Origin of the sequence: Ralstonia mojiangensis, assembly GCF_023955645.1 — a bacterium.
Taxonomy (GTDB): Bacteria; Pseudomonadota; Gammaproteobacteria; order Burkholderiales; family Burkholderiaceae; genus Ralstonia; species Ralstonia mojiangensis.
Genome location: NZ_JAMXHU010000003.1, coordinates 41,275 through 63,091, shown reverse-complemented (window position 1 = coordinate 63,091; position 21,817 = coordinate 41,275). Strand labels below are relative to the sequence as shown.

The 21,817-nt window shown below is 64.0% G+C and carries 23 protein-coding genes and 1 pseudogene; 16 read left to right on the top strand and 8 right to left on the bottom strand.

Annotated features, from left to right (window positions below):
- The first annotated feature begins 2 nt into the window (after nt 1-2).
- The 4 genes from NG898_RS12345 (at nt 3) to NG898_RS12330 (ending at nt 3,911) form a co-directional block, all read left to right on the top strand.
- Complete coding sequence (locus tag NG898_RS12345; protein ID WP_252692566.1) at nt 3-779, top strand: SDR family oxidoreductase; 777 nt, start codon at nt 3-5, stop codon at nt 777-779.
- Between the two features lie 7 nt (nt 780-786).
- Nucleotides 787-1,131: an L-rhamnose mutarotase gene (locus NG898_RS12340; RefSeq protein WP_092970480.1), complete on the top strand. Its 345-nt coding sequence runs from the start codon at nt 787-789 to the stop codon at nt 1,129-1,131.
- 48 nt (nt 1,132-1,179) lie between these two features.
- A complete protein-coding gene (locus tag NG898_RS12335; RefSeq protein WP_252692565.1) occupies nt 1,180-2,235 on the top strand; it encodes a porin in 1,056 nt (351 codons plus the stop codon).
- Between the two features lie 287 nt (nt 2,236-2,522).
- Complete coding sequence (locus tag NG898_RS12330; protein WP_252692564.1) at nt 2,523-3,911, top strand: L-cystine transporter; 1,389 nt, start codon at nt 2,523-2,525, stop codon at nt 3,909-3,911.
- Nucleotides 3,912-3,974: 63 nt separating this feature from the next.
- On the opposite strand, the gene pcaQ is transcribed toward NG898_RS12330, so the two are convergent.
- Nucleotides 3,975-4,919: a pca operon transcription factor PcaQ gene (gene pcaQ / locus NG898_RS12325; RefSeq protein ID WP_252692563.1), complete on the bottom strand. Its 945-nt coding sequence runs from the start codon at nt 4,917-4,919 to the stop codon at nt 3,975-3,977.
- Between the two features lie 102 nt (nt 4,920-5,021).
- Here pcaQ and pcaH point away from each other — a divergent pair, with 102 nt between their 5' ends.
- From pcaH to thpR, 3 genes are all read left to right on the top strand, one after another.
- Nucleotides 5,022-5,771 (top strand): protocatechuate 3,4-dioxygenase subunit beta, encoded by a 750-nt coding sequence (pcaH, locus tag NG898_RS12320; protein WP_027681510.1) that lies wholly within the window; start codon nt 5,022-5,024, stop codon nt 5,769-5,771.
- Complete coding sequence (gene pcaG, locus NG898_RS12315; protein ID WP_252692562.1) at nt 5,771-6,466, top strand: protocatechuate 3,4-dioxygenase subunit alpha; 696 nt, start codon at nt 5,771-5,773, stop codon at nt 6,464-6,466. The genes pcaH and pcaG overlap by 1 nt, the downstream gene beginning before the upstream one ends.
- Nucleotides 6,467-6,610: 144 nt before the next feature.
- Nucleotides 6,611-7,195 (top strand): RNA 2',3'-cyclic phosphodiesterase, encoded by a 585-nt coding sequence (gene thpR / locus NG898_RS12310; RefSeq protein WP_252692561.1) that lies wholly within the window; start codon nt 6,611-6,613, stop codon nt 7,193-7,195.
- An 8-nt stretch (nt 7,196-7,203) separates the two neighbouring features.
- Here thpR and NG898_RS12305 read toward each other — a convergent pair whose 3' ends face one another.
- Both NG898_RS12305 and NG898_RS12300 read right to left on the bottom strand, forming a co-directional pair.
- Nucleotides 7,204-7,905, bottom strand: a complete 702-nt coding sequence (locus tag NG898_RS12305) for a DsbA family protein (protein ID WP_252692560.1) — start codon at nt 7,903-7,905, stop codon at nt 7,204-7,206.
- Between the two features lie 25 nt (nt 7,906-7,930).
- Nucleotides 7,931-8,812, bottom strand: coding sequence for an MBL fold metallo-hydrolase (locus NG898_RS12300; protein WP_252692559.1), 882 nt, complete (start codon nt 8,810-8,812; stop codon nt 7,931-7,933).
- Nucleotides 8,813-8,920: 108 nt separating this feature from the next.
- Here NG898_RS12300 and NG898_RS12295 point away from each other — a divergent pair, with 108 nt between their 5' ends.
- Entirely contained in the window at nt 8,921-9,823 is a 903-nt protein-coding gene (locus NG898_RS12295) for a LysR family transcriptional regulator (RefSeq protein WP_252692558.1), read from the top strand.
- Between the two features lies 1 nt (nt 9,824).
- Here NG898_RS12295 and NG898_RS12290 read toward each other — a convergent pair whose 3' ends face one another.
- The 4 genes and pseudogenes from NG898_RS12290 to NG898_RS12275 form a co-directional block, all read right to left on the bottom strand.
- Nucleotides 9,825-11,039, bottom strand: coding sequence for an MFS transporter (locus NG898_RS12290; RefSeq protein WP_252692557.1), 1,215 nt, complete (start codon nt 11,037-11,039; stop codon nt 9,825-9,827).
- A 29-nt stretch (nt 11,040-11,068) separates the two neighbouring features.
- Entirely contained in the window at nt 11,069-11,896 is an 828-nt protein-coding gene (locus NG898_RS12285) for an isocitrate lyase/PEP mutase family protein (protein WP_252692556.1), read from the bottom strand.
- Between the two features lie 3 nt (nt 11,897-11,899).
- Nucleotides 11,900-12,091, bottom strand: a pseudogene (locus NG898_RS12280) (DsbA family protein); the annotation flags it as partial.
- Between the two features lie 16 nt (nt 12,092-12,107).
- Nucleotides 12,108-13,052 (bottom strand): LysR substrate-binding domain-containing protein, encoded by a 945-nt coding sequence (locus NG898_RS12275; RefSeq protein ID WP_252692555.1) that lies wholly within the window; start codon nt 13,050-13,052, stop codon nt 12,108-12,110.
- 146 nt (nt 13,053-13,198) lie between these two features.
- On the opposite strand from NG898_RS12275, the gene NG898_RS12270 reads away from it, so the two are divergent.
- The 8 genes from NG898_RS12270 (at nt 13,199) to NG898_RS12240 (ending at nt 20,898) form a co-directional block, all read left to right on the top strand.
- Nucleotides 13,199-14,416, top strand: a complete 1,218-nt coding sequence (locus tag NG898_RS12270; RefSeq protein ID WP_252692554.1) for an MFS transporter — start codon at nt 13,199-13,201, stop codon at nt 14,414-14,416.
- Nucleotides 14,413-14,541, top strand: a complete 129-nt coding sequence (locus NG898_RS26095) for a hypothetical protein (protein ID WP_260774498.1) — start codon at nt 14,413-14,415, stop codon at nt 14,539-14,541. The genes NG898_RS12270 and NG898_RS26095 overlap by 4 nt, the downstream gene beginning before the upstream one ends.
- A gap of 121 nt (nt 14,542-14,662) precedes the next feature.
- Nucleotides 14,663-15,301, top strand: a complete 639-nt coding sequence (gene queE / locus NG898_RS12265; RefSeq protein ID WP_252692553.1) for a 7-carboxy-7-deazaguanine synthase — start codon at nt 14,663-14,665, stop codon at nt 15,299-15,301.
- A 78-nt stretch (nt 15,302-15,379) separates the two neighbouring features.
- A complete protein-coding gene (gene queD, locus NG898_RS12260) occupies nt 15,380-15,856 on the top strand; it encodes a 6-carboxytetrahydropterin synthase QueD (RefSeq protein WP_039595800.1) in 477 nt (158 codons plus the stop codon).
- Nucleotides 15,857-15,875: 19 nt separating this feature from the next.
- Nucleotides 15,876-16,424 (top strand): tRNA adenosine(34) deaminase TadA, encoded by a 549-nt coding sequence (gene tadA, locus NG898_RS12255; RefSeq protein ID WP_252692552.1) that lies wholly within the window; start codon nt 15,876-15,878, stop codon nt 16,422-16,424.
- On the top strand, nt 16,421-17,347 hold the full coding sequence (ldcA, locus tag NG898_RS12250) for a muramoyltetrapeptide carboxypeptidase (RefSeq protein WP_252692551.1): 927 nt from the start codon (nt 16,421-16,423) through the stop codon (nt 17,345-17,347). The genes tadA and ldcA overlap by 4 nt, the downstream gene beginning before the upstream one ends.
- 111 nt (nt 17,348-17,458) lie before the next feature.
- Nucleotides 17,459-19,081: an ABC-F family ATPase gene (locus tag NG898_RS12245; RefSeq protein WP_252693430.1), complete on the top strand. Its 1,623-nt coding sequence runs from the start codon at nt 17,459-17,461 to the stop codon at nt 19,079-19,081.
- Between the two features lie 269 nt (nt 19,082-19,350).
- Complete coding sequence (locus tag NG898_RS12240) at nt 19,351-20,898, top strand: acetyl-CoA hydrolase/transferase family protein (RefSeq protein ID WP_252692550.1); 1,548 nt, start codon at nt 19,351-19,353, stop codon at nt 20,896-20,898.
- Between the two features lie 17 nt (nt 20,899-20,915).
- Here the strand turns inward: NG898_RS12240 and NG898_RS12235 are convergent, their stop codons facing one another.
- Complete coding sequence (locus NG898_RS12235; RefSeq protein ID WP_252693429.1) at nt 20,916-21,809, bottom strand: LysR family transcriptional regulator; 894 nt, start codon at nt 21,807-21,809, stop codon at nt 20,916-20,918.
- Nucleotides 21,810-21,817 lie beyond the last annotated feature (8 nt).

Here is a 21,817-nt window from a genome sequence, read left to right as displayed (position 1 = left end):
CCATGGATTTGCATCTGCAAGACAAAGTCGTAATCGTCACGGGCGGCGCAGCCGGCATTGGCGCGGCCATCTCGCTGCAACTGGCGGCCGAAGGGGCCATTCCAGTCGTCTGTGGCAAGAGCCCGATGGCGCCTGCGTTCGAGGCCGAGCTAATGCGTCGCCAGCCGAAGGCACGCTTCTTCCAGTTCGACCTGGAAGATGAGGTCGATTGCCGCGGCATGGTGGACGAAACCGTGCGCGAGTTCGGACATATCGATGGCCTCGTCAACAACGCCGGCATCAACGACAGCGTGGGGTTGGACGCGGGCCGCGACGCCTTCGTGCGCTCGCTTGAGAAGAACCTGATCCATTACTACGTCATGGCACATCTGTGCCTGCCGCACCTGAAAGCGAGCCGAGGGGCCATCGTCAATATCTCGTCGAAAACGGCGTTGACGGGGCAAGGCAATACGAGCGGGTACACCGCCGCGAAGGGTGCACAGCTGTCGCTCACTCGGGAATGGGCGGCATCGCTGGCGCCGGACGGCGTGCGTGTCAATGCGGTCATTCCGGCCGAGGTGCTGACGCCGCTGTATGAACGCTGGATCGCCACGTTCGACAACCCCGACGCCAAACTCTCGGCGATTACATCGAAGATTCCGCTCGGCCAACGCATGACCACCGCCGACGAGATTGCCAGTACCACGGTCTTCCTGCTCTCTGCACAGGCCTCGCACACGACGGGGCAGTGGGTATTTGTCGATGGTGGCTACACGCACCTCGACCGCGCCTTGACCTGAGGTTGCCATGCGCTACTGCCTTGCTCTGGATCTGAAAGACGACGCGGCGCTCATCGCCACGTACGAAGCCCACCATCAACGCATCTGGCCAGAAGTCGCGCGGCACCTGCGCGAGCACGGCGTGACCGGCATGGAGATCTATCGACTGGGTACCCGCATGGTGATGCTCATGGAGACCGACGACGCCATCTACGACGCCGAGCGCATGGCGCTTGCCACCGACACGGACCCGAAGATCCGCGAATGGGAAGCGCTGATGTGGCAGTTTCAGGCGCCCACACCCTGGACGCCCGCGGGGCAGAAGTGGATACCGATGAGCCGCATTTTCGATTTGCAACAGCAACCGCAGTAGAAGCAATTCCGGCCGTGGCCGGCATGACACCAGAGAGAGGAGATGACAATGAAGAAACGAGTAACCGGGCCGCTGTGCGCGGCAATCGTGTGCGCGGCCGCTGGCGCCGCGCATGCACAAACCAACGTCACGCTGTACGGCCGTGTTGCCAGCGGCATCGACTACCAGAACAACGTCGCCCCCACCGCGACCTCGCCGGGCGGTAGCCTCTGGCGCGCCGCCGACAACCAGTGGGGCACGAGCATGTTCGGCTTCATGGGCAAGGAGGATCTCGGCGGTGGCCTGCAGGCGCTCTTCCGGCTCGAGTCCGGCTTTGGCGCGGCCCAGGGCCGGACCAACGGCGATGCACTCTTCAACCGCCGTTCGTACGTCGGCCTGTCCAGCCCGACCTGGGGCACGTTGACCGCCGGCAAGAACCTCTTCATCAGCAACGACGTCTGGTTCCTGGACCCGACCGGGCAGCAGTTCATCGGCTCGGCCACGCTGGTGCGTGGACGTAACTGGCCGGGCGCCAACAACGTCGTCGAATACCAAAGCCCGACCTGGGGCGGCTTCCAGTTTGGCCTGCAGACCGGCCTGGGCGAACAGCCCGGCTCGTTCACGAACAGCCGCCGCGATGGCGTGTCCGCCGTCTACACGGCCGGCCCGCTGGAAGTGCGCGCGATCTACGACGTGATCCGCGACGGCAACGGCAAGTTCAGCGACATCTTCAATTTCTCGAAGGAAGCGACGATCGGCGGTACGTACACCATCGGCAAGGCGAAGCTGTTTGCTGCGTACGAAAACCTGTCGGCTCCGGATGCGGCAGCGGGCGCCCCGACCAAGGCCAACCATTACTGGCTGGGCATCAACTACGAAGTGACGCCGGCGCTGACGCTGATCGGCGCGGCCTATCGCGTCAACGTGAACCACGGCGGCGGCAACGCCAATCTGTTCATGGCGGGCGCGAACTACAACCTGTCCAAGCGCACGATGCTGTACGCGAGCGTCGGCACGGTGCAGAACAGCGCTACCGCCAACTTCTCGGTGGAAGCAACCAACAACAACCCGGCGGTGGGTAAGAACCAACTGGGTGCGTACACCGGTATCGTTCACTCGTTCTGACTGAGCGTGACCTCCTGATCGCTCGGCTCCTTGTCAGCCCGCACTTGTGCGGGTTTTTTTTCGTTCTCGCAAAGCCACTGCCGCGTGGGGAAACAGGTGCTGCGAGCGCCGAGGTCGCAGCATTTTTCATCACAGCGTGCGGAAGCGCACCGGCCGTAAAGCCAAGACTGGCCTGACTCCGCAGCGGATCGGCGGGCATTTGTGATGCGGTCCGTGCTCGGGCAACCTTTGTGCAACTGGCGTAAGATTCCGACTCGATTTCGATCGCAGCTTGCGACACAAACGCCATGAATCTCCCGCTCTTATTGAATATCGCGACTTTCGTCGTCCTCCTGTTCGCTCTGGGTCGCGTGAACGCGAACTGGAGCCTGGCCAAACGTGTGCTGCTGGGCATGGTGCTGGGCATCGTGTTCGGGCTGGTGCTGCACCTGATCTATGGGGACGACAGCGCGACGCTCAAGCAGTCGATCTCCTGGTTCAGCATCGTTGGCGGCGGCTATATCCAGCTGCTGCAGATGATCGTCATGCCGCTGGTGCTGGTCTCGGTGCTGAACTCGGTGGCCAAGCTCAACAGCACGGCGTCGCTGGGCAAGATCAGCGTGCTGACGATCGGCACGCTGCTGCTTACGACGTTGATTTCTGCGCTGGTCGGGGTGTTCGTCACCAACCTGTTTGGGCTGACAGCCGAGGGACTTGTCCAAGGCGCCCAGGAAACCGCGCGGCTGACGGCAATCCAGGACAGCTATGTCGGCAAGGTGGCCGACCTGTCGGTGCCGCAACTGGTGCAGTCCTTCATTCCGAAGAACCCGTTTGCCGAGCTGACCGGCGCCAAGCCGACGTCCATCATCGGCGTGGTGATCTTTGCGGCGTTCCTGGGTGTGGCCGCGTTGAACCTGCTCAAGGACGACGCGGTCAAGGGCGAGCGCGTGCTGACCGCCATCGACACGGCGCAGGCCTGGGTGATGAAGCTGGTGCGGCTCGTCATTCGCCTGACCCCTTATGGCGTGCTGGCGCTGATGACGAACGTGGTGGCCGTGTCCAACGTGCAGGACATCATCAAGCTCGGCGGTTTCGTCGTGGCGTCTTACCTGGGCCTGGCGATCATGTTTGGCGTGCATGCCGTGCTGCTCACGCTCAACGGCATCAATCCGCTTCGTTTCTTCCGCAAGGTGTGGCCTGCGCTGTCGTTCGCGTTCACGAGCCGGTCGAGTGCAGCGACCATTCCGCTGAGCATCGAGGCGCAGACGCGGCGCATTGGCGTGCCAGAGTCGATTGCCAGCTTCGCCGCCTCGTTTGGCACCACCATTGGCCAGAACGGCTGCGCGGGCTTGTATCCGGCCATGCTGGCAGTCATGGTGGCGCCCACCGTCGGCATCAACCCGTTCGATCCTGTGTGGATTGCAACGCTGGTGGCAATCGTCACCCTCAGCTCGGTTGGCGTGGCAGGCGTGGGTGGCGGCGCGACTTTCGCGGCATTGATCGTGCTGCCGGCCATGGGCTTGCCCGTGACGCTCGTGGCGTTGCTGATCTCCATCGAACCTTTGATCGACATGGGCCGTACCGCGCTCAACGTCAATGGTTCGATGACTGCCGGAACGATCACCAGCCAATTGCTCGGACAGACCGATCGCAGTGTCTTCGATGCGGCCGATGATGTGGAGATGGCGCACCGCTGATCTGCGCATCGAAATAAGAAATGCCGGCCGTGGGGTCGGCATTTTTTTTGAGGGCGAGGCGGCTCAGTTGGGCGTCTGCGCCAGTTCGGTCAGCAGTTCCATGAACGCACTGGCCAGTTCGCTTGGCATGGCGTCGCTTCTGCGCAGCAGGCCGACGGGCTCCTTGGTGCTGGACGTGGCGATGTCCAGGCGGGCCAGTTGCGCGTGCGCCAGATCGTCGGCGGCGGAGCGCTCGGGCGTGATCCACACCGCGTTGGATCGACACGCAAGCAACCGTGCGACGGACACCGAAAGCGTTTCCGTCACCCCCGCGGGCAAGCGCAGCCCGTGCGTCTGGAAGAGCGCCTCGGTGTGGTGGCGCGGCACCGTTCCCGGCATGGCAATCACCAGCGGGTAGTCCAGCACCGCCTGCAACGAGGCCGATGCGCCTGGCTGCATCAACAGCGGATGCCCGGGCCGCACGACCAGCGCCAGCGGCTCGGCATACAGCAGTTCGAACGACAGCCCCTGCATGCGATCCGGCTCGGCCATGCGCCCGACGATGAAGTCGAGTTCGCCAGCTTTGAGCGCGCTCAGCAGCTCGACATTGGTGCCGGTACGCAAGCGCACGCCGGCATGCGGGCGCTGCGCGTGCAGATGCGCAATCGCCTGGGGCAGCAGGCTGCTCGCGACCGTCGGCAGGGCGCCCACATGCACGACCGGCGCCGAGGCATCTGTCGACCCCATCAGCGCGGCGGTGGCCGATTCCAACGCCTGCGTCACGCCCACCGCGTGCCGGAGGAATTGCTCGCCAGCAGCGGTGAGCCGTGCGCCTTGGCGGCCGCGCTCCACGAGTTGCACACCGGCCAGCGCTTCCAGTTCACCCAGCGTTTTCGATACCGCTGGTTGGCTCAGGTGCAGCCGCTCGGCGGCGCGCCGCAGGTTGCGCTCCTGCGCGATGGCGACAAAACAGCTCAGATGGCGAAAGCGGATGCGAGATGGCAAATCCGCTGAGAAGGCACTTTCCATAACTTGGGGTTATCGATTTTCCGATAAAAAGTCAATTTACTTCACTTTTTGTCGGCGATACAGTCTTCCCACGATTTCATAAGTTTCATAAGGAGACGCCCCATGACCCTGCCGCTTTCCGGCACCGGCGAATTCGCCCAGCGTGACACCACGCAGCATCCGCCCGCACTGACCCCCGGCTACAAGACCAGCGTGCTGCGTTCGCCGCGCAACGCGCTTATTTCCACGCTCAATACCCTGTCGGAAACGACCGCACCGGTGTTCCATGCCGATGACCTGGGCGCGCTCGACAACGACCTGATCCTCAACTACGCCAAGGAAGGCCTGCCGATCGGCGAGCGCATCATCGTCCACGGCTACGTGCGCGACGAGTTCGGCCGCCCCGTGCCGAACGCGCTGGTGGAGGTGTGGCAGGCCAACGCCGGCGGCCGCTACCGCCACAAGAAAGATCAATACATCGCGCCGATCGACCCGAACTTCGGCGGCTGCGGCCGCATGCTGACGGATGCCAACGGCTACTACGTCTATCGCACCATCAAGCCGGGCCCGTATCCCTGGCGCAATCGCATCAATGACTGGCGCCCGTCGCACATCCATTACTCGCTCTCGGGCGACGGCTGGGCGCAGCGCCTGATCACGCAGATGTACTTCGAAGGCGATCCGATGATCGCGCAGTGTCCCATCATCAAGACCATCCCCAGCGAAGAACAGGTGCGCGGCCTGATCGCGCTGCATGACACGGCAAACCACGTGCCGCTTGATAGCCGCTGCTACCGCTTCGACATCACGCTGCGCGGTCGCCGTGCCACGCATTTCGAAAACGCTGTGCCCGCCTTGCAAGGAGCCAAGTGATGACCACGACCACATTGCGTGAATCGCTCGAACGCGCCCAGGCAACGGCCATGACGACAACGCCACCATTCGCACACTTCAACGAAACCGCTTCGCAGACGGGCGGCCCGTACGTGCACATCGGCCTTGCACCGCGCCAGGCCGGTTTCGACATCTACGACAAGGAATTCGGCAGCGTCCTGACGACGCCCGCCACGCGCGGCGAACGCATCGCGCTGGAAGGCCGCGTCTACGACGGCTCCGGCTCGCTCGTGCGCGACGTGCTGATCGAGATCTGGCAAGCCAACGCCGACGGCAAATACGCGCATCCAGCAGACCGGCAGGACAAAGCCGTCGACCCGGCATTCCGTGGTTGGGGGCGCGCCGGCGCGGATTTCGATACGGGCGTCTATCGCTTCGACACCATCAAGCCGGGCGCCGTGGCGGGCCGCAGCGGGACCACGCAGGCGCCGCACATCTGCATGATCCTGTTTGCACGCGGCATCAACCTCGGCCTGCATACCCGCGTGTACTTCAGCGATGAGGCCGCGGCCAATGGTGCGGACCCGGTGCTGAACGGCATTGAGTGGGAAGTGCGCCGCAAGACGCTGATTGCCCAGCGCAGCGAGCGTAACGGTGAGGTGGTCTACACCTTCGACGTGCGCCTGCAAGACACGCCGGATAGCGGCGCCGAGACGGTGTTCTTCGACATCTGATCGCTGCATCACACCCAAAAGACAACGCCCGGCAGGTTCACCCTGCCGGGCGTTGTTTTTGATGCGAGCAACATGACTTTCAGCGAGACGTCATGCGGGCGTCGATAATGGGTGAATCGCCAACCGGCGTTTGACGACCCTGCCGTGACCCAGCTGACCCTTCCCGGATTCGAAGCCACCCCGCAATTGCCCGCGCATCGCCTGTTTCTGGCGGTCAAGCCTGACGTCGAAACTGCAGGGCGCATTGCGCGCCTGATCGAACAATTGCGGCCGGTGGTGGGTTTCAAAGGCAAGGCGCTGCGTACGGAGCGTCTGCATGTCACGCTGCATCATCTGGGCGATTTCGTTCATCTGCCGCCTGAGGACGTCGTGGCGCGCGTGCGCGCAGCGGCGGAAAGTCTGGCTTTGCCGGCATTCGATGCCACGTTCAACCAGGTGGTGAGCTTTCATGGCCGACGCGATCATCGGCCGTTCGTTCTCTTGGGCGATGCAGGTGTAGCCGGTTTGATGGCGTTTCAGGCGGCGCTGGGCGAAGCGCTCCAGCATGCCGCCGTGCCGGTGCCACGTGGGACGTTCAAACCTCACATCACGCTGCTGTATGACCGCGGCGGCTTTGCGCCAAAGGCAATCGAGCCCATCACGTGGACGGTGCGCGAGTTCGTTCTCATCCATAGCTGGCTGGGCAAGACGCGCTACGACGAACTTGCCCGCTGGCAGCTCAAGGGCTGAGCACGTCTTTACGCGCAGCCGTCCGGTCCGCAGACGGGGCCATCAGCTTCGATCTTCGGGGCCAGGGCAGACGCGCCGATGTGCTGGGTTAGCGCTTGCGCCCAGTGTTCCGGGTTACCAAGCCACGGGCCGATATCGATGATGCCGAGCTTGCCTTCCGCATCTTCCAGCGCAAACGTCGGAAAACCCTGACCGCCTACACGATCAAGCCACTGCCGGCTTTGCGCGATGTGCTTCTGCGTCGGGCCGCCGGCTTGCTGCGCGTATTCCGTATCGAAGGCTTCGGGCGATAGGCCGATCTCAGCTGCCAGCTCGCGCAGCACGGCCGCATCCGCAATGCGTCGGCCTTCTTCGTAATGCGCACGTTGGACGCGGTGGATCATGTCCAGCCCGCGGCCGCCCAACGCTTGCGCCGCGAGCACGGCAGTGATGGGCGGCTCCGAATCCATCACCGCCGTGGTGTCGCGCAGCAGGCCTTCAAAGTAGGGCTCGCCAAAGGGCTGGCCGGTCAACTCTGCAATGCGGTGGTCGTGCGGCATCACGTAGTCGCGCCACTGAGGCGTTACCGCGCGGCGGTTCGGGCCGGCGAGCATGCCGCCGCCGTGGCAGGTGATCGTCAAGCCCGGCACGTTTCGCGCGGCTTGCACGAGGGGCGCGGCGCCATAGCACCAGCCGCACAGCGGGTCGTAGATGTAATGCAACGTCGTCATGTTGTTTTCCAGGTGACGGGCCAGCTTATTGCGGCCACTTCATTTCGCCCTTGATGACCTTGGCGCTCAACTCCAGCGATGCATCGCCGGCCAGCGTCGGATACGCGGTCTTCATCGCCTTGACCAATTCCGCCGAGTTGTCGGCCTTGGCGACCTGCACTTCGAAGGTCTTCAGGTAATCCGTCGTAAAGCGCACCGCTTCCAGCCCCTTGGGCATCGCCCCGGTAAAGTGGCCAGGCACCACCGTCGTCGGTTGAAGCGCCGTGATGCTGTCGAGCGTCTGCAGCCAGCCCAGGCGCGATTCGCGCGTCTGCGTGTCGGCCACCCATACGTGGTCGCCATTGAAGACCACCACGCCGCCGGCCACGGTCTTGATGGAGGGAATCCAAAGATACGTGCGTGCCGGGTTCGGGCCGTTCAGGCCTTTGATCTCGATGGCGCGGCCCTCCAGCGTCAGATGGTTGGCGTGGAGCGCCTCGGGCAGCACGAGCGTCTTGGGCGCGTTGTCTTTCAGGATCGGGCCCCAGTAGGCCAGCTTGCCGTTCATCGATGCCTTGATGGCAGCCACCGTCTGCGGTGTGGCCACGATCTTCGCTTTCGGGAATGCCGCGCGGATGACATCCAGCCCGAAGTAATAATCCGGATCGCTATGGCTGATGTAGACGGTGGTGAGCGTCTTGCCGCTGGCCTTGAGTTTCTGCACGAGCGCTTCTGCGTCGCTGCGCTGGAATTGCGCGTCGATCAGGATGGCGTCGTGTGCACCGGTGATGATTTCCGACGACACGGGAAAGATGCCCTTGTCGCCAGGGTTGTAGACCTCAAGGTGCAGCGGCGCCGGTGCGGCAGCGTGGGCAATCAGGCCGGTGGTGGCGAGGGCGGCGGCAAGCAAGGTGCGAAGTAGGGGCATCGTTTTCTCCAGTTGTATGTGGTTGCTGCGATGTCGCCACTTTAAGTTGCTTGATTCGATCAAAAAACCACCTAAGATGCGCATATTTGTTTCGCAAATCGATCAAGTATGGATCGCATCACGTCAGCCGAAGTATTTGTGGCGATCGTCGATCGCGGCAGCCTGAGCGCCGCCGCAGAAGGGCTCGACATGTCGCGCGCGATGGTCACGCGTTATCTGGCGCAGATGGAGGCGTGGTCCGGCGCGCGGCTGCTGCACCGAACCACGCGCCGCATCGGCCTGACGTCGGCCGGGGAAGCGACTCTCGCGCGCTGCCGCCAGATGCTGGAAATCGCTTCACAGATGGCCGTGGCGGATGGCTCCGAAGCCGATACGCCGCGCGGGCTCCTGCGCATTGCCTGTGCGCAATCCCTGGCGCAGCAGACCTTGAGCGTGGCAGTGACTGCCTATCTGCGGCGCTATCCGCAAACGGCGGTCGATCTGGTGGTCGACAACCGCACCGTCAACCTCGTGGAAGAGCGCATCGACCTGGCCGTGCGTATTACCAACGACCTGGACCCGAACCTGATTGCGCGGCCGCTGGGCGTGTGCGAATCCGTCGTGGTGGCGGCACCGTCGTACCTGGCCGCGCATGGCACACCGCGCCGCGTGGAAGACCTGGCCGTTCACAACTGCCTGACATATTCGTACTTCGGCAAAAGCCTGTGGAAGTTCACGGACGCGAAGACGGGCGCACCGTCCGACGTGCCGGTGGGCGGCAATCTGAGTGCGAATGAGTCCATGGTGTTGCTGACGGCGGCACGAGAGGGCGCGGGCATTGCTTTACAGCCGGTGTTTGCTGCCGCGCCGCTGATCGCCAGCGGGCAACTCGTGCGCTTGTTGCCTGAGCTCGCACCCCAGGCGCTGGGTATTCATGGCGTGTACAGCTCGCGCAGGCAGATGCCGGCGGCGCTGCGGGCCATGCTGGATTTTCTGGTGGACTGGTTCAAGGTGCTGCCGAACATCACGTAAGTCACGTGATTGGCCCGGAAGACTTCCTTCGTATCGCCAGCAGCCCTAACGCCAGCATGCAGAACACCGCTCCCGCGTGAAACGTTGCGGCTGCGCCAAGCTTGTCCCACAGCAACCCCGCAAGAACGCTGGCGGCCAGCATGGCCAGCCCGCTTACCAGGTTGAACATGCCGTAAGCGGTGCCACGCAAATCGGCCGGTGCAGTATCGGCGACCATGGTTGCCAGCAAACCTTGCGTGATGCCCATATGCACGCCCCACAACGCCACGCCCACGATGACCACGCTCCAATGGGCAGACACGCCCAGCACCACATCGGCGGCAATCAATACCACCAGCCCGAGCGCCAGGAGCTTTGTATGGCTCATGCGGTCTGAGAGCTTGCCGAACGGATACGCCGCCAGCGCATAGACGACGTTCATCGCCACCATGACCAACGGCACCAACGCGAGAGGAATGCCGCCTTGCTGTGCACGCAGGACAAGGAAGGCTTCGGAAAAGCGTGCGAGTGTGAAGACCGCGCCGATCATCACAACCCACCAGTACGCGCTGTTCAGCCGCTGGAGGTTGTCGCGGCGGATCGGGTTGTTGCGGCGGGCGCCGTTGCGAGTCTCGGGCTCCCGCAGGCCAAACATCAGCAGCGCTACGGATAACAGCCCCGGCACCACGGCCACCCAGAACACGGCGCGAAAATCATCGGCCCACAGCAGCATCAGCCCGACGGCCAGAAGCGGCCCCAGAAACGCGCCCACGGTATCGAGCGCCTGCCGTAGCCCGAAGGCGGCGCCGCGCAGCGCAGGTGGGGCAATGTCGGCGACCAGCGCATCGCGCGGCGCCCCGCGGATGCCCTTGCCGAGGCGGTCCAGCAGGCGCGCCGTCAGCACAATGCCGGCCGTGGGGGCCATGGCGAACAACGGCTTGGACAGCGCGCCCAGCGCATAGCCGAACACCGCCAGACCCTTGCGCTTGCCGAGGTAGTCGCTCAGCGTGCCGGAGAAGATCTTGACGATGAGCGCGGTCGATTCACCCAGGCCCTCGATCAGGCCGACCGACAAGGCGCTTGCCCCCAGCACCGACACCATGAACAGCGGCAGCAGGCTGTGGATCATCTCGGAAGCGATGTCCATCAGCAGGCTGACGCAGCCCAGCACCCAGATGCCGGCGGGAATCTGGCGCAGGCCGCCGGGCGGTTTGGCGTCGGTCGGGGAGGGTGCCATGGTTCGTTGCTTTCGCTCTGCGGCGAGCGTCAGGCGAACTGCGCAAAGAGGCTGTTGAGCTTGGCTCCGCTGGCGGCATCGCGCGCAAAGTTGAACGTGCCGGTGGTGCGCAGCTCTTCCGCCGCCCGCTGGAACGCGCCCATGGCCACGCGCGCCAGCGTGGCGCCCACGCTGATGCGCTTGACGCCCAATTCGGCCAGTTCGGCCACGCTCAGGTTGCCGTCGGCAAAACCCATCAACACGTTGAGCGGACGATCGATCTCGCGCAGCACGGTGGCGATCTCGTCGCGCGTTTTCAGGCCCGGGGCGTAGAGCACGTCGGCGCCGGCATCCTGAAAGGCTTGCAGGCGGCGGATCGTGTCGGTCAGGTCATTGCGGCCGTGCAGCAAGTTCTCGGCGCGCGCAGTGAGCGTGAACGGAAACGGCAGCGAGCGCGCAGCCTCCACCGCAGCGCGCACGCGTTCCACCGATGCCTCGAGCGAATAGATCGGCGCATCTGCGCGGCCCGTGGCGTCTTCAATCGAGCCGCCGACGATGCCGGTGGCGCCCGCCAGGCGGATCGTCTCTGCCACGGTTTCCGGGGCGTCGCCAAAGCCGTTTTCCAGATCGGCAGCCATGGGCACATCCGTGGCGGCCGCCAAGTCAGCTACATGCGCGAGGATGGTGTCGCGGCCGACGCCATAGTCCGGCAGCCCGCGCGAAAACGCGAAGCCCGCGCTGGTGCTGGTCAATGCTTCAAAGCCGAGCGATGCCAGCAGCCGGGCCGAGCCCGGGTCCCACGGGTTCGGGATTACAAAGGTGCCACTGCGCTCGTGCAGTGCGCGGAAGGCGTGAGCTTTTTCGATCTGGGTCGGCATGGGCTATCCGGTGTGAAGTGGATGGGGGTTGGACTGCACTACTGCGGCACAGGCGAGCGCATCGTCCAGGCGGTCATTGCCCCAGAACATCGCGTCGCCGACAAAGAACATGGGAGCGCCAAAGATGCCACGAATCTGCGCGGCGTGCGTTTGCTCGCGCAGGCTTGGCTTGCTGGTGCCGGAGTGGGCCTGGGCGAAATTGCGCGGCGTGTCACGCAAGCTCGGATGCGCCTGGAGCATGCGTGGCCTGGCCTGCCGCTTCCGAGCAGATCCAAGCAGCCACATCGCGCACGTCGCGTCGCGGGTTCGGCTCGGACTGGATCAGCCAGTACGCATGCGTGTTGTGCACCCCAGGCGCGATGGTCGGCACGGTGACCAGGCGGCTGTCGGCCAGCAGCGGGGCGATCAGTTCCAGGCGCCCGAGCGCGATCCCCTGGCCGGCCACCGCTGCATGGATGATCTGGTCGTGCTGGTTGAAGCGCAGCACGGTGCGCGGTTTGGCGTGGCTCCAGCCCGCTGCAGCCAGCCAGTCGGTCCACTGGAGCCAGGCGCGGCGCAGGTCACGGTCGTCAAAATCGAGCAGCGTCAGGCCGGCAAACGCCTCGGCGGAATCCAGCGAGCGCAGCCCCAGCGACGGATGCGCGACCGGGGCAACGGTCTCCCCAAACAGCCGGATTGCGCCGGGCGGTGCATCGCCCGGTGGGCAATACCGGATGGCAAGCTCGATGCCTTCGTTCCTCAGGTCGACGAGGCGGTTGTTGGTGGCCACGCGCACGTCGATGTCGGGGTATTGCAGTTGGAAGCGCGCCAGGCGCGGCAGGAGCCACAAGCCTGTGACGCCGATGCTTGCCGTGATCGTCACCGGCCGGCGTTCGGCCGCCACGCGGATGGCGCCGATGGCGTCCTGCAACTGCTGCACGGCACTGTCGGCGCTGCGGAACAGGCGCTCACCCTCGGGCGTGAACGCGATCGAGCGGTGCCCGCGCACCAGCAGCTTCACACCCAGCGCTTCTTCCAGCGCCGACACCTGCCGGCTTACAGCGGATTGCGTCAGGCACAGATCATCGGCCGCGAGCGTGATGCTCATGCGCCGGCCTACCGCCACGAAACCGCGCAGCAAGTCCAGGGAGGCCAACCTAACCAGGGGAGTCGACATGCGTTTTCCTCATGCAAGGCGTTCTCAAAGGTCAGTTGAGAACCCGGATATGGCGAAGTTTAATAAGCCATCAAGCGACATTCCAGCCAAACGCACATTCGGCACGCTTGCGAAGTGGGAATGTCAGTCATATCGGAGAAAAACGCATGACATCGAAATCGCTTACGCAATCGCCCTGGTTGCCTGTGCTGGCCGGCGGGGCGGTGATCGGCCTTGCGCTGGGCATCCGCCACGTGCAAGGCCTCTTCCTCGTGCCGGTCACCATGGATCACGGCTGGACGCGCGAAACCTTCGGGCTGGCGATCGCGTTGCAAAACCTCATCTGGGGCGCCGCTCAGCCATTTGCGGGCATGCTGGCAGACCGCTATGGCGCAGCCAAAGTGGTCGTGGCGGGCGTCGTGGTTTATGCGCTTGGTTTACTGCTGATGGCGCATGCGGGTACGCCGCTGGGCTTCACGCTCTCGGCGGGCGGCCTGATCGGGCTCGGGTTGTCAGGCACGTCGTTCGGCGTGGTGTATGGCGCAATCAGCCGATTGACGCCGCCTGAGCGGCGCAGTTGGGCGCTGGGCGTGGCCGGTGCGGTGGGCGGCGTTGGTCAGTTCGTGATGGTGCCGACAGCGCAGGGCTTGCTGAGCACGGTCGGCTGGGTGACGGCGCTGGTGGTCATGGCGGCGGTCATGGCGATCTTCTTGCCGCTGGCCGCTCCGCTGCGCGAAAAAACGTCTACTGCAGCCGCACAGGAAGCGCACCAGAGCATGGGTGCGGCCATCCGCGAAGCCTTTTCCCACCGCGGTTTCTGGCTGCTGAATCTCGGTTTTCTGACGTGCGGCTTCCAGCTCGCCTTTATCGGTGCGCACATGCCGGCGTATCTGCTCGACAAGGGGCTCACCGGCCGCCACGGCATGGTCGCGCTGGCACTGATTGCGGCCGCCAATATCGTCGGCACCTATTACTGCGGCGCGCTGGGCGGGCTGTTCCGGCGCAAGTATCTGCTGTCGCTCCTATACCTGATTCGCACGGCGGCGATTGCGCTGTTCATCCTGCTGCCGCTGTCGCCGGCAACGCTGTATGCGTTTGCCATCGTGATGGGCTTGTTGTGGCTGGGCACCGTGCCGCTGACGAACGGGCTGTTGTCGCAGGTATTCGGGGTGCGCTATATCGGCACGCTGTTCGGCTTCGTATTTCTTGGTCACCAGATCGGTGCGTTCCTGGGCGTGTGGCTGGGCGGCGTGGTGTATGACCGCCTGCATTCTTACGACGCGATCTGGTTTGGCGCGATGGCGCTCGGCGTGGTGGCCGCGCTGCTGCACTGGCCAATTGACGATCGCCAACTCGCGCGCATGCCGCTGGCGCAACCGGCATGAACGTGCGACTGAAACGATGGGCGGCATGGGCGCTGGCGGCGGCCGGTGCTGCCCTGATCTTCGCGGCGTGGCTGACGCCGGAAGGTGCATTTTCTTTTGTGACGTTGGCGTCCTTCTGCGGGTAGGGCGACGCACGAGCCCGATTTGTGAAACAATATCGGGTTAATCACTAGTGGGCACTGGTACGGTTTGCGCGGGAATGACGTCGATTTTGCGGCGTTCGCCTGTGAATGCCACCGTTCAGACATGACTTACGCCGTCAAGGAAATTTTCTACACGCTGCAAGGCGAGGGTGCCAACACCGGCCGCGCAGCCGTCTTCTGCCGCTTTGCCGGCTGCAATCTCTGGAGTGGGCGCGAAACCGATCGCGCCACGGCTGTCTGCCAGTTCTGTGACACCGACTTCGTCGGCACGGACGGCACGCAAGGCGGCAAATACACCACTGCCGACGCACTTGCCGATACCGTTGCCGCCGAATGGCCGGCCAATGCCACGGGCGGCAAGCCGCTCGTCATCTGTACCGGCGGTGAGCCGCTGCTGCAACTCGACAAGCCGCTGATCGACGCGCTGCACGCACGCGGCTTCGAAATCGCCATCGAAACCAACGGCACCATCGCCGTGCCGGAAGGCATCGACTGGGTGTGCGTGAGCCCCAAGATGGGCTCCGAACTCGTCGTCACGCGCGGCGACGAGCTGAAGGTGGTGATCCCGCAAGACGGGCAGGACCTCGACGCATACGAACGGCTGGATTTCCAGCATTTCTTCCTGCAGGCCATGGACGGCCCGCTTGCCCGGCAGAATACGGCGGCAGCCGTTGAGCTGTGCCAGCGCCGACCACGCTGGCGCCTGTCGCTGCAAACCCATAAGATGCTGGGCATCCGCTAAGGCGGGCCGCAGCACTTTGTCCCCGGTTTTCTGCCGGTTCCAGCCGTTTCGCGGCGTCTGCTGCCGCCACCTTGCTCCATGACCAAGACCGTTTCCATTACGCGCCGGCTCGAATTCGACGCCGGCCACCGCATCCCCGGCCATGCCGGCCAGTGCCGCAACCTGCACGGGCATCGCTACCAGCTCGAACTTACGCTTACCGGCGAAGTCCTGCACAACGACAAGGCCGCGGACGACGGCATGATTCTCGACTTCGGCGACGTCAAGCAGCTCGCCAACAAGCACCTCGTCGACTTGTGGGACCACGCTTTCCTCGTCTATCGCGGTGATACCAAGCTGGTCGAATTCCTGAACGATATGGAAGGCGGTCATAAGACTGTTGTGCTGAACGACGTGCCCACCGTCGAGAACCTCGCGCAGATTGCGTTCGACATTCTCGAGCCGGTGTTTCGCAACACGTTTGGGCACCATCTGCGCCTGTCCAAGCTCGTGCTGTACGAAACCCCGAATTGCTGGGCCGACGTGAAGCTCGCGCGCCCGCACGAGCAGGATTGATTCGACAGCGCCGGATCGCATGACCACACCGCACGTCCTCACCCCGCCCGCCGACATGTCCGCCCACGAGCGCGACGGTTACTGGATGCAGCAGGCGCTCGTGCAGGCCAAGTTCGCATGGGGGCAGGGCGAGGTGCCGGTGGGCGCGGTGGTCGTGCGCGGCAACGAGATTGTCGGCGTCGGCTACAACGCCCCGATCGGCACGCATGACCCATCGGCGCATGCCGAGATGCGCGCCCTGCGCCAGGCCGCAGAGAACCTCGGCAACTATCGCCTGCCCGATTGCGAAGTCTTCGTGACGCTGGAGCCGTGCGTGATGTGCGCCGGCGCCATGCTGCATGCCCGCGTGGCGCGCGTCGTGTATGGCGCGCCCGACCCCAAGACGGGCGCCGCGGGCAGCATTCTCGACCTGTTTGCAGAAACGCGGCTGAACCACCAGACCGCCATCACCGGCAGCGTGCTCGCGCAGGAATGCGGCGACATGCTGCGCGCCTTCTTCGCCGAGCGCCGAGCCAGTCAACGTGCGGCGCGCCAGGCTTCCACCGAATCCGACGAATCCGCCACATGACCACTGTCCGCCTGATTGCGCCTTCCGGTTACCCGAACGATGCGGCCATTGCCGAGCGCGGCGTGGCGGCGTTGGAGGCGCAAGGCTGTACGGTCGTCAACCGTGAGTGCCTGAGCCGGCAGCATCAGCGTTTTGCGGGCGGCGAACTCGCGCGGCTGGCTGACCTGAATCAGATCGGCACGGGCGGTGGTCAGGAAATCGCCATGGCAATTCGCGGCGGTTACGGCCTCACGCGCCTGCTGGACCATATCGACTTCATCGACATTGGCCGCCGCGCGCAGGCGACTGACGCCATCATCGTCGGCCACAGCGATTTCACGGTGTTCTCGCTGGCGTACTTGGCGGCCACGGGCGGCGTGACGTTTGCCGGTCCGCACGTCTGTTCAGACTTCGGGCTGGAGACGGTCGCCCCGTTCATGGTCGAGCACTTCTGGGGCATTTTGCGCAGCCCGACCTATGCTTTGCGCGTGGATGCGCCACAGCCCAGTAGCTGCGCGCGTCCGGGTCGCTACGCCGGCACGCTCTGGGGCGGCAACCTGGCCATGCTATGCAGCCTGATCGGCACGCCGTATCTGCCAGAGATTCGCGACGGCATCCTGTTTGTTGAAGATATCAACGAGCATCCGTATCGCGTTGAGCGCATGCTGCTGCAATTGCAGCAAGCCGGCGTGCTCGATGCCCAGCAGGCGCTGGTACTGGGCGATTTTTCCGGCTATCGCACCACGCCGTACGACGCCGGTTACGATTTCGACGCCATGCGCGATTACTTGGCCGAACGCCTGTCGATTCCGGTCGTCACAGGCTTGCCGTTTGGCCATTGCCCAACCAAGGCGACGCTGCCGATTGGCGCACAGGCCGAGCTGGATGTCGACGCCACGGGCTTTACGCTGCACTTGTCGGGGTATCCGACACTGAAGGCATAAGCCCCCAGCCATCCGGGTCACGTCCGGGTGGTAAAATCTCAGGTTCTCCAAATGGCGTACGGCCAAGTGCTTGCCGCGCCAGATCACCGCTTTCCAAATCAAGGTTTCCACGTGCTTTCCACCGCCAACATCACCATGCAGTTCGGGCCCAAGCCCTTGTTCGAGAACATCTCGGTCAAGTTTGGCGAGGGCAATCGCTATGGCCTGATCGGCGCCAACGGCTGCGGCAAGTCGACCTTCATGAAGATCCTGGGCGGCGATCTGGAGCCCAGTTCGGGCAACGTGATCCTGGAACCGGGCGTGCGCCTGGGCAAGCTGCGCCAGGACCAGTTCGCCTACGAAGACATGCGCGTGCTCGACGTGGTGATGATGGGCCACACCGAAATGTGGGCTGCCGCACAGGAGCGCGATGCCATCTACGCGAATCCGGAAGCGACCGACGACGACTACATGAAGGCCGCCGACCTGGAGGCCAAGTACGCTGAATACGACGGCTACACCGCTGAAGCGCGTGCGGGTGAGCTGCTGATGGGCGTGGGCATTCCGACCGACCAGCACAACGGCACGATGAGCAACGTCGCGCCCGGCTGGAAGCTGCGCGTGCTGCTGGCGCAAGCGCTGTTCTCGAACCCGGACGTGCTGCTGCTGGACGAGCCAACCAACAACCTCGACATCAACACGATCCGCTGGCTGGAATCGGTGCTCAACGAGCGCAATTCCACCATGATCATCATCTCCCACGATCGCCACTTCCTGAACTCGGTCTGCACGCACATGGCCGACATGGATTACGGCACGCTCAAGGTCTATCCGGGCAATTACGACGATTACATGGAAGCCTCCATGCAGGCGCGCGAACGCCTGCAGGCCGCCAACGCACGGGCCAAGGAGCGCATCTCCGATCTGCAGGACTTCGTGCGCCGCTTCTCGGCCAACAAGTCCAAGGCCCGTCAGGCTACGTCGCGCCTGAAGATGATCGACAAGATCAAGGTGGAAGACATCAAGCCGTCGTCGCGCCAGAACCCCTTCGTCCGTTTCGAGATGGAGAAGAAGCTGCACAACCTGGCGGTGGAAGCGGAGAACGCACGCAAGACGTACGACCGCAAGATTTTCGATGGCCTGACCATGGCCGTGCGCGCGGGCGAGCGGATTGCCATCATTGGTGAGAACGGCGCGGGCAAGACCACGCTGCTGCGCTGCCTGCTGAACGGCGCCGTGAAGACCGGCGTACAGCGCGGCATCGAGGTCGACGGTGGCGCCATCAAGTGGGCCGAGAACGCCAATGTCGGCTACATGCCGCAGGACACCTACGAAGAATTCCCCGAAGACCGCGACCTGATGGACTGGATGAGCCAGTGGACGCAGGCCGGCGACGATGACCAATCGCTGCGCGGCACGATGGGCCGCCTGCTGTTCTCGGCCGACGACATCAAGAAGAGCGTGAAGGTGCTTTCCGGTGGCGAGAAGGGCCGCATGATCTGGGGCAAGCTGATGCTGGGCCGTCACAACGTTCTGGCACTCGACGAGCCGACCAACCACATGGACATGGAATCCATTGAGTCGCTGCAGATCGCACTGGACAAGTACGAAGGCACGTTGATCTTCGTGTCGCACGACCGCGAGTTGATCAGCGCCCTGGCCACGCGCGTGATCGAAGTGCGCCCGAACGGCACGCTGACCGATTACCTCGGTACCTACGACGAATACCTGCAGAGCCAGGGCGTCGAAGTCTGAGCGCCGAGTCTCTGCCGTGTCCAAGGGGCCGCCAATGTGCGGCCCTTTGTTTTGGGTATTCGCCCAAGCGGCAAGCGCGTGCCACTGTAGGCAGCTATCTATGAAAAAACCGACTTGATTCCATGATTTTTTATCGCTATTGGAATTCATTGCCGTCGCTACACTGGGGCTGCATATCACAGTGAATAGGCCGAGACCTGTGGACGAGGCGTCGCGCATCACACCAAGAAGCGCCAAACGCAGGCCCGGCGAAGTACCCAGGAGACGAAATGACCTCTGATATTGGCGGCCGCATTCGGTTGCAATCCCTACTGGACAAAGTGGTGTCCGCGGACGAAGCCGCGGCCCTGATCCGCGATGGCATGACGGTCGGCATGAGCGGTTTCACCCGGGCGGGAGACTGCAAGGCCGTGCCGTTTGCCCTGGCCCGGCGTGCTGCGCACGAGCCGCTGCGCATTACCCTCATGACCGGCGCCTCGCTGGGCAACGACATCGACAAGGTGTTGGCCGAAGCCGATGTGATTGCCCGTCGCCTGCCATTCCAGGCCGATGCCACGCTGCGGCGCAAGATCAACGCAGGCGAGGTCATGTTCATTGATCAGCACCTGTCGGAGACCGTCGAGCAGCTGCGTTCGCGGCAGATTGCGCCGCTGGATGTGGCGGTTGTCGAAGCCACGGCCATCACCGAGAACGGCGGCATCGTGCCGACCACGTCGGTGGGCAATTCCGCAAGTTTTGCCGTGCTGGCGAAACAGGTGATTGTCGAGATCAACCTGAACATGCCCGCCAATCTGGAAGGGCTGCACGATATCTTCTTCCCGGTTCAGCGGCCCTATCGCCAGCCGATTCCGCTCATTGCGGCGGAGCAGCGCATCGGCGTGCCGGCCATCCCGATCGATCCGCGCAAGATCGCTGCCATCGTCATTACGGGGCAGGATGACAGCCCGTCTAACGTGTTGCCGCCGGATGCCGAGACCAACGCCATCGCCGGGCATCTCAACGCGTTTCTGGGGCGCGAGGTGCGCACGGGCCGTCTTTCGCCCACGCTGCAGCCGCTGCAGGCGGGTATCGGCACGATCTCCAACGCGGTCCTGCATGGCTTCATTGATTCGCCGTTCCATGACCTCAAGATGTATTCGGAGGTCTTGCAGGACAGCTCCATCGAGCTGCTCGACTCGGGCAAGCTGGCGTTTGCTTCGGCGTCGTCGATCACGCTGTCGCGCCCGGTCTACAAACGATTTCTGACGGAGCTGGAACGCTACAAGGCGCGCGTGGTTCTGCGGCCGCAGGAGATCAGCAACCACCCGGAAGTGATCCGCCGGCTAGGTCTGATCACCATCAATACCGCGCTGGAATGCGACATCTACGGCAACGTGAATTCAACGCACGTGGGCGGAACGCACATGATGAACGGCATCGGCGGCTCGGGCGACTTCGCGCGCAACGCGCATCTGTCGGTCTTCGTGACCAAGTCGTTGGCCAAGGACGGCGACATCTCGAGCATCGTCCCGATGGTCTCGCACGTGGACCACACCGAGCACGACGTCGACATCATCGTCACCGAACACGGGCTGGCCGATCTGCGAGGGCTGGCGCCGCGCGAGCGTGCCGTGCAGATCATCGGAAACTGCGCGGACCCTCGCTACCGTGAGCTGCTGCGCGACTACGTTGTGCGCGCGCAGCGGCGCGGCGGGCATACCCCGCATCTGCTGGAAGAGGCGCTGGCCTGGCATGTCCGCTTCCGCGACCAGGGCTCGATGGCCTCGGCAGATTCCTCGAGTGAGGCCCAACTCCCGGAGCCTGCCCTCAGCGCTTGAAGCGTGGGCGCCGCCGCTCAGGCGCCCAGCACTTCCTCGCACGTCGCAAGCCACGCACGGGCGGCGTGGGAAAGATAGCGGCCCGGCGACCACAGGTGCGCCAGCGCCCAATCCATATCGGGAGCGGTCAGGCGCGCCACCGCCAGCTTGTCGTGGTTCGCAAGATTGGCCACCAGCGGCTGTGGCAAAAAAGTCGTGCCCAGTCCAGCAGCCGCCATCGAGGCGAGGAATTCCCAGTGCCCGCTCTGCGCGGCGATGTGCGGCTCGATACGGGCTTCGAGAAAGGCCTGCCGCAGCTTGCGTGTTAGGGAGAAATCCTCAGCCAGCAACAGCAGCGGTTCGTCTCGCAGCGCCGAGAGGCTGACGGTCTTGCCCTTGGCCCATTTCGCTTTGCGCGGTCCCACCACCCAGATCGGATACTTTGCAAACTGCCGCGTAGCGAGTTCGAGGCCGCTGTCGCCGGGCAGAACCGTGGCCCCGACCTCCAGTTCACCGCTGGCCACCTGCTGTTCCACCGTCTTGCCGCCGTACTCGGCCAGGTTCAACGCCAGGTTGGGATAACGCTGCCGAAATGCGCTTACCACGGGTGAAAAGAACAGGTTCACCATCGGCGGGATACCGACCGTAAGTTCGCCCCGCCCAAGCGAAGACAGGTCAGCCACTTCAAGCGTCAGCCTGTGCACCACACCGAGTGTTTCCTGGCCGCGCGCATACACGACACGGCCCACGTCGGTGAGCCGCACCTGCCTGCCTTCGCGGATCAGCAGCGGCTGGCCAACCTCGTTTTCCAGCTGACGCACCATCTTGCTGATGGTGGACTGTGTTACCGAGAGCGAACTCGCCGCTTGCGTGAAGCTCTGCAGCCGCGCGGTTTCGACGAAGTAACGAAGGGCTCGGATATCGATGGGCACGGGCAGCC